General features: G+C 66.3%; 8 protein-coding genes. 5 read left to right on the top strand and 3 right to left on the bottom strand.

The genetic code is table 11. The annotated features are described in order from the left end of the window. Positions 1 to 91: 91 nt before the first annotated feature. The gene (locus tag ACFV4K_RS34150; RefSeq protein WP_379280431.1) at positions 92 to 322 is read right to left on the bottom strand and encodes a hypothetical protein; all 231 of its coding nucleotides are present in this window, start codon (positions 320 to 322) and stop codon (positions 92 to 94) included. 13 nt (positions 323 to 335) lie between these two features. Here ACFV4K_RS34150 and ACFV4K_RS34145 point away from each other — a divergent pair, with 13 nt between their 5' ends. The 4 genes from ACFV4K_RS34145 to ACFV4K_RS34130 all read left to right on the top strand — a co-directional run bounded on the left by ACFV4K_RS34145 (position 336) and on the right by ACFV4K_RS34130 (position 3,611). Then, positions 336 to 1,745 carry a hypothetical protein gene (locus tag ACFV4K_RS34145; RefSeq protein WP_379280430.1) on the top strand — a complete coding sequence of 470 codons (1,410 nt, stop codon included), beginning with the start codon at positions 336 to 338 and terminating at the stop codon, positions 1,743 to 1,745. 251 nt (positions 1,746 to 1,996) lie between these two features. Continuing rightward, a complete protein-coding gene (locus tag ACFV4K_RS34140) occupies positions 1,997 to 2,425 on the top strand; it encodes a helix-turn-helix domain-containing protein (protein ID WP_379280428.1) in 429 nt (142 codons plus the stop codon). Between the two features lie 236 nt (positions 2,426 to 2,661). Then, on the top strand, positions 2,662 to 2,916 hold the full coding sequence (locus ACFV4K_RS34135) for an IPT/TIG domain-containing protein (protein ID WP_379280427.1): 255 nt from the start codon (positions 2,662 to 2,664) through the stop codon (positions 2,914 to 2,916). Between the two features lie 8 nt (positions 2,917 to 2,924). Next, complete coding sequence (locus ACFV4K_RS34130; RefSeq protein ID WP_379280426.1) at positions 2,925 to 3,611, top strand: recombinase family protein; 687 nt, start codon at positions 2,925 to 2,927, stop codon at positions 3,609 to 3,611. Positions 3,612 to 4,214: 603 nt separating this feature from the next. On the opposite strand, the gene ACFV4K_RS34125 is transcribed toward ACFV4K_RS34130, so the two are convergent. Beyond that, positions 4,215 to 4,637: an Hsp20/alpha crystallin family protein gene (locus ACFV4K_RS34125; RefSeq protein ID WP_379280425.1), complete on the bottom strand. Its 423-nt coding sequence runs from the start codon at positions 4,635 to 4,637 to the stop codon at positions 4,215 to 4,217. A 136-nt stretch (positions 4,638 to 4,773) separates the two neighbouring features. On the opposite strand from ACFV4K_RS34125, the gene ACFV4K_RS34120 reads away from it, so the two are divergent. Continuing rightward, positions 4,774 to 5,130, top strand: coding sequence for a MerR family transcriptional regulator (locus ACFV4K_RS34120; RefSeq protein WP_379280424.1), 357 nt, complete (start codon positions 4,774 to 4,776; stop codon positions 5,128 to 5,130). Between the two features lie 76 nt (positions 5,131 to 5,206). On the opposite strand, the gene ACFV4K_RS34115 is transcribed toward ACFV4K_RS34120, so the two are convergent. After that, positions 5,207 to 5,662 (bottom strand): hypothetical protein, encoded by a 456-nt coding sequence (locus ACFV4K_RS34115; protein ID WP_379280423.1) that lies wholly within the window; start codon positions 5,660 to 5,662, stop codon positions 5,207 to 5,209. Between the last annotated feature and the right edge of the window lie 1,209 nt (positions 5,663 to 6,871).

The raw sequence follows: 6,871 nt of genomic DNA, 5'->3' as shown, positions 1-6,871 counted from the left end.
GGGTGGCTCCGTGCGGAACCACCCGGCCCGGGTCCGCCGCCGGCGTTCACCGGGCGGCGCTATGCCGGCATCGCCGGGCGCGTACGCGGTATTAGGCGCGGAACGCCTTGATAGCGTCGACGAGCACGCGCAGGCCCTTCGACAGCGCGGCGATTGCGCGGCGGGCGTCGCGGCGGCGCTTCTTCTTCGGGTGGGCGCAGGCGGCGATGCCGATGCCGACGAAGGCGATGACCACCAAGGCCACGCACACGCCGAGCCCGAGGAGCAGGACCGCGCCGACCCACTGGTAGGTCGTGAGGGTCTGGGTGAGCAGTTGATCCACTGTCGTGCCTTTCGTGTCCGCGGCCGATCGACCGCGAACGCGACTCCACGCCGTTTCGCAACTCGGTTTGCGTCTCCTCCCTTTTCGGAAACGCCTGCTCAGCAGCGTTTTCCGGCATGATCAGGGCACTTTTTCTCACCGGATCACCCCGTTTCCGAAACGCTCGGAAACGCCAGTCGTGGGGGTAGGGATGCGAAAATCTGAACGGAATCTGACCCCGCGCGAAGAGATCTCGGCCCGGCTGACAGAACTGAGAAGCAAGGCCGAAAGCCATCGCGGCGGTCGCGAGTACACATGGGACAAGCTCACGGCCGCCGTGAACGACAAGATCCGGGAGGGCAGCGATCTCGATGCCGCGGGCCGCGGACAGCTCCCCTCCAAATCGACTGAGGTCCGCGAGCCCGTCAACAAAGGGGCGGTGGGGAACTGGATACGAAGAGGCGATCCCGCCACCCACTTCTACCAGCTCTGGGCGCTGGTATTGGTCCTGCACGCGGACGCCGGATCAAAGCCTCCGCTCACGAAATACGTTGAGTGGGAAACCCTCTGGAAGCAGGCCCGAAACACCCCTCGCCCATCAACCCTCCAGACGGACATGCGTTCGGGCCGCTTCGGTGGGCAGGCCCGGGTGTGGATGGCGGTTGCCGGTGTTGTCGCTCTCGTGGGTGCCGGGCTGATCTACTGGCTCAACACGGACTCGGCGTCGTCTTCGCCTCTGGCGCGCACCTACGATCCCCATTCACCGGTGGTCGTGCAAGGAATTCGGACCACACGCGACAGCCTGGATTTCGTGCTGGCCGACAAGCTCACCCTCGGCACCGAAGACCTGCGGACCCTCAGCGAGGAGGCGACCCGCGGCACCGGCGCCAACCAGGCACGCTTCGATCAGCAGCACGACACGATTCCGCTGACCTACAACACCGTGATCATGACCGTCAGCACCAACCTCGACCAGCCGGTCACCATCACCGGTCTGCGCGCACTCAAGGAATGCACCGACCCCTTCGGCGGCACCTTCTTCTCCGAATACAGCCAGGGCGGGTCGACCCCGAACGTCAAGCTCGGCATCGATCTGGACTCCCCAGACCCGCAAGCCAGATACACCGACGAGCACATGGCCCCGACCGGGCCACCGTTCTTCACGAAGGAGAACATTCAGCTCAAGCCCGGGGACTCCACCACGCTCTCCCTCGAAGCGGTCACCAAGAAGTACGGCTGCTCGTTCAAGCTCGAACTCACCGTCGACACCCCGACCGGGCAGGTGACCCAGATCGTCGACCACAGCGGCAAACCGTTCAAGGTGACCGCCAAAGCCGAACCGAAGAAGCCCAGCTTTCCCCTGTCGGGCTACCAGGCCGCCTATGTCCAACAGATCGGCTACGTGTGGCAAACAGTCAACCCGAGCGAATACCGCGGACGATAAGGCCCGCAGTGACGGTCGACTGGAGCCAAGACTCCGAACCTCTAGTCAGACAGGCGGCGGGTGAAAGATCGGCGGCCATCCTTGCTGCGCGCGGGTGTTGAGAATCGGTCGATTTACAACACCCGCGACAGCTCGGCGCGGTGTGGTTCGGAACCCCAGGTCACCCAAATCGACCATGTGTCTAGAAAACGTGTCGAAAAGTATTGGTGTCCAACAAGTCTTGTCGACCCTTTCTCGTACAGCCTCCGGGTATGGCCACCGCGACACGCGATCTCGACAGCCCCGCCCCGCTCGTCCTCGACGGCGACGCGCTCGACCCGATCGGCGGCGGAGGCGCGCTCGTCGGCTACGCGCGACTCGCGGAATTCATCCGCGAGCTGATCGTCGAGGGCACCAACGAGGTCCTGGCCGCCGCACGCGCCCGCGGCCAACGCCTCGGGCGGCCGCCGGCCATGACCGAGGAGCAGATCCGCCAGGCCCGCGCCCTGCTGACCCGGCCCGACGAATCGGTGTCCTCGATCGCCCGACTGCTCGGCGTTTCCCGGTCCACGATCTACAAGTACGTACCTGAGCTGACCCAGGGCGGCCCAAGGCAACTCATCGCCGGAGAGGACCAACTGATGCCCAACGTCAGCAAGTACGACGAGCCGCTGCCGTCTCGCCGAGCAGCCGAGGCGTAGCACTCAGTTCATGCTGCGACCTCGCTCGCCAGCTGGGTGTGGGGGTGAGTTGTCCTGACCCTGTTGCCGCGAATCACCGGGTCGAAACCGGATAGAACCGGAATGGTAACGAACTGTGGATCCGTTGCCGAAGTGCCAGCGCCGGAGGCTTACTGGACATGTAACGGTTGCCGCAGCAAGATCGGCATCCGTTGCAAGGCAACCATTTTCATTCATTTTCGGCTTGGAGTCCGACCATGGCACCTGTTCTCACCTCCCTGACACCCTCTTCCGGCCCTGCGACGACCTTCAGCTCTGTGGTGATCACCGGCTCCGGGTTCGCTAATGTCGGTCCCTTGACCGTGCGGTTCGGCACCACGGCAACCACATTCACCATCGACTCCGACACCCAGATCACGGCCATCTCCCCGACGGGGACAGGCACGGTGGACGTCACCGTCAAGGTGGAGCTGGACGGCACCAGCAACGGACTGCCCTTCACCTTTGTCTGACGGCGGGTGTGGCTGGGCCGTCGGTGGGCAATTGCCTGCCGACGGACCAATCCGCGCAGAAGGTCTTCGCGGACAAGAAGTCCGGCAAGAACGCCGAGCGCGAGGAACTGCAACGCTGCCTGGAATACCTGCGCCCCGGCGACACCCTCGTCGTGCCGGCACTGGATCGGCTCAGCCGCTCGATGCAGGACCTGCTCGCGATCGTCGCCGAACTCCGCCGCCGCGGAATCGGATTCCAGTCCCTGCACGAAGCCCTCGACATCACCACCCCCGGCGGCCGCCTGGTCTTCCACGTGTTCGCCGCACTCGCGGAATTCATCCGCGAGCTCATCGTCGAGGGCACCAACGAGGTCCTGGCCGCCGCACGCGCCCGCGGGCAACGCCTCGGGCGGCCGCCGGCCATGACCGAGGAGCAGATCCGCCAGGCCCGCGCCCTGCTGACCCGTTCTGACGAATCGGTGTCCTCGATCGCCCGACTGCTCGGCGTCTCGCGGTCCACGATCTACAAGTGGGACAGCGGGTGCAGCGCGGTGGTGTCGGGACCGACGTCACGGTCGCGCTCGTCGAACGAGGACGTGCTGGTCGGGGCGGTCGAGTTCGCTGCCGGCGGGAAACGGGGTGGTCATCGCGTGTCTCCTGTCTACGAACCCGGCACAGGTCAGCGCGCCGGGGGTGGGGACGGAAAGGGTGGGTGAGCCCGCAAGCAAGGGCTGAACGGGCCCACCCGGCGACGGAAGAGATCGAAAATTGTGTGGTGCTGCGGCGCGTGGGGCGAGGGGTATCGCATTGCCTGCTGCTGCCACGTCCGGTGGCCGGGCACCTGTGTCGCAGACCATCGGGGATCTGCGGCGATGCGGTGCGAAGGCGCAGGCTCTGGGACCGATACGCCTGACGTGCCCCACGCGTACTCCGCTGCGGCGAATCGTGGACAGGCATCACCTCACTCTCACAGGTAACCAGTGGATACAGAGCGCGGGCGCTGGGTCGGGGGGCGGTCCGCGCCCGCCCGCGCGATCCGGGCCGGGCCGACGACCCTCCAGCTGTTCGGCCCACCCCTCGCAGCAGCTCACGACGGAGCGCGATCGAGGCGCAGGCACCCGGGGTCCTCGCGGCGGTGTCCATCGGCGGGCGGCCTCACACAGGGCGGCGTCGACCTCGGCGAACAATTCCTCGACGTCGGGATCCAACCCCAGCAACTCCGGCTCGAGCCACCACGGCGTCGCTGCGGATTGCGTGGTCGCCTCGTCGAGCGGGCACATCATCACCGGGATCACCTCCTCGTATGACTGCCCAAGGGCTCAGGCGTCGATGGCCTGACGGTCGGGCTCGGCGCGCGAGATCTCGATCTTGCGGGGCTTGGCCTTCTCCGCGACCGGAATCGCCAGCCGCAGCACGCCGTCACGGTAGTCGGCGCGGATGGCGTCGGTGTCGAGGTTGTCCCCCAGGAACAACTGGCGGGAGAACACGCCGCGGGTACGTTCCGCGGCGATCATCGACCGCCCCGGATCCAGGTCCGGGCGTGCGGCCTTCACGGTCACCACGTTGCGTTCGACATCGAGGTCGAGGGAGTCAGGGTCGATGCCGGGCAGATCGAATTCCACGAAGAATTCGTCGCCCTCGCGCCAGGCGTCCATCGGCATCGCCGCCGGACGCGCCGGCGTGCCGAACACGGCTTGGGTCAAACGATCCAGGTCACGGAAGGGATCAGTGCGCATCAGCATGGTCGCCACCTCCGGTTCACTCCATTCTCGATAGAAGGAAACTCAGATAACCTCTGTCATCTGACAGAGATAACATTTAGCACTCGACCGAAGAGAGTGCAAGTACCTCCGACAGGTAATCTTCAAGCAGGTGACCATGAACGAGAAACGGGAGACACAGCAGATGCCCGAAGCAGCGCACAGCCATCTGCCGGCGGCCGGTCAGGCGGTGTACGCGATCTCGGTGGCCGCCGAACTGGCCGGGCTCGGCATCCAGACCCTGCGCCTCTACGAGCAACACGGCCTGATCAGCCCGGTGCGCAGCGCGGGCGGCACCCGCCGCTACAGCGGCGCCGACCTCGCACGGCTCGCGCGCGTGAGCGCCCTGGCCGAACAAGGGATCAACCTGGCCGGGATCGCGCGCATCCTCGAGCTCGAGGACGCCAACACCGCGCTACGCGAGATCAACAACGCCCTCACCGCCGGGCGCGACCACGATCCGAACCGACACTGAACCCCTCCGTCCGATGACGCGGGTCACGGAGGTTCGGTCCGACGTGCCCGTCCACCCCGCCGCGTTCGGAAAACGATCAGAGGTCGGGTTCCGGAGCATCATCTGGCGGAGGCGGCCCGGCGGCGGGTTCGGCGCAGGCGGTCCGGCCCCACTCGACGACGAATCGACGCACGCGGGGGCGGCCGGCATGGAGTTCGGTCGCGGTGATGGGCCCTGTGTACGTATCGGCGATCCCGGCGCACTGGTAGCGCAGGTAGGCGGCGGTCAGCTGATGGTCCGCGCCAGCGCGCCAGCGCAGGCGGATCCGGGCGGGGATCACCGCGTAATCAGCGGTGCGGGCGAAGATCTGCGGCCCGGCCAGTTCACGGCGGACGCCGACATCGCCGCGGATGGTCTCGGCGGCACCGCGCATCGCGGTCAGCATCGGAGCGAGTTCGGGATAGCGGGTACACAGTTCAGCATCGATCGCGAGCAGGCAGCGGAAGCGGTGGATCTGGGCGCACAGCACGTGCAGGTCGGCCAACTCGGTCATCGGGCCACCCGATGCCGGTCCTTACCCACGAAGCGATACCTGTTCATGGCATTCGACCAGTTCCCTCGCATCCCGGTGTCCTGGTTTCCATCGCTCGGACCGGCGGACCTGAACCGTGGTTGCGGCAGCGGGGCCGCCGGCCGTTGAGCACTGTGTCCTCCCGGCAGCACCTCGCGGGTTGGGCAAGACCGCTGCCGATGAGCCGCCAGGGCACGACGACGGATCCGGGCAAACCGGACAGTTCGTGCGGCGTGGTAGCCACATGATGCGGCGCCTACCCCATCCTGTCCGGATCACCCATCACCGACGCTAGGGAGGCCTTGTGTCGTAGCGGCGCGGATTCTGCCGCCGTGGCACGAATCAGCACGCGTTGGCGCGTTCGGTCCACAGAAACTCCGCAATAGCTGACCGTTCACGCCCAGGACACCCTCGCGGTGGATACGGTGCATGCGTTACCGCCGGACCGGGTGTACGAGAACACGGTCGCGGGGTCATCCGATCCGCGGTCATCAACCCCCGCGGCAGTGGTTCTCATCGAGAGAGGGAGCGTATTGGTTTCGAATGCGGCGGCGACCCGGTTGATGGAGCAGATCATGGCCCGATACGGGTCATTGGAAGCGTTCTGCGCTCGTCTCCACGGAAGTGTCGAGAACCCGACCGATGAACTGCGCCGCGTCACCGGCCCCTGGCATCGTGCCGCGTCCTCACCCACACGACCCCCAGCACGGCCCGCGAGCATCGGGGGCGGGCGGCACCAACTCAATCCCCGGTAGATCCTGGGCAAGCCGGTCTCAACCGCATGTTCGGAAGACGATCGTCTACCGCCCCCGAACGCCTCGCCGGATCCGATCGCGTTTCCGCACGCCGGAATGTTCGGAAACCCGTCCGCCCACGGGCCGTCTCGACACCGGTTGACGCTGGCCTGCGGACAGTCGAGTCCTATGGCTGAGCCTTGGCCGGAACGCCGGGCGGGGCTCAATGAGTCTGTGCGCGTTGGAATTTGCCTGCGGGCGCTGGTCAGGTTCGTCGAGAACTACGGCGCTGGCCGTGCTCGTCATACATCTGCCGCGCCGACCCATCCGGCTAGGTCCGGGTTGGGTTCTGCCCCGGCGCCGGCTGGGATGAAAAGAGCTTCGCACCGACCTCGGTGCGAAGCTCTTCAAAAACAATCGCGCTGAATCAGATGGCGCGAACGTCCGTGGCCTGGGG

The organism is Nocardia sp. NPDC059764, assembly GCF_042732555.1.
Taxonomy (GTDB): domain Bacteria; phylum Actinomycetota; class Actinomycetes; order Mycobacteriales; family Mycobacteriaceae; genus Nocardia.
Note: the sequence above shows the minus strand (reverse complement) of the source record. Positions and strands in the feature narration are given on the sequence as shown.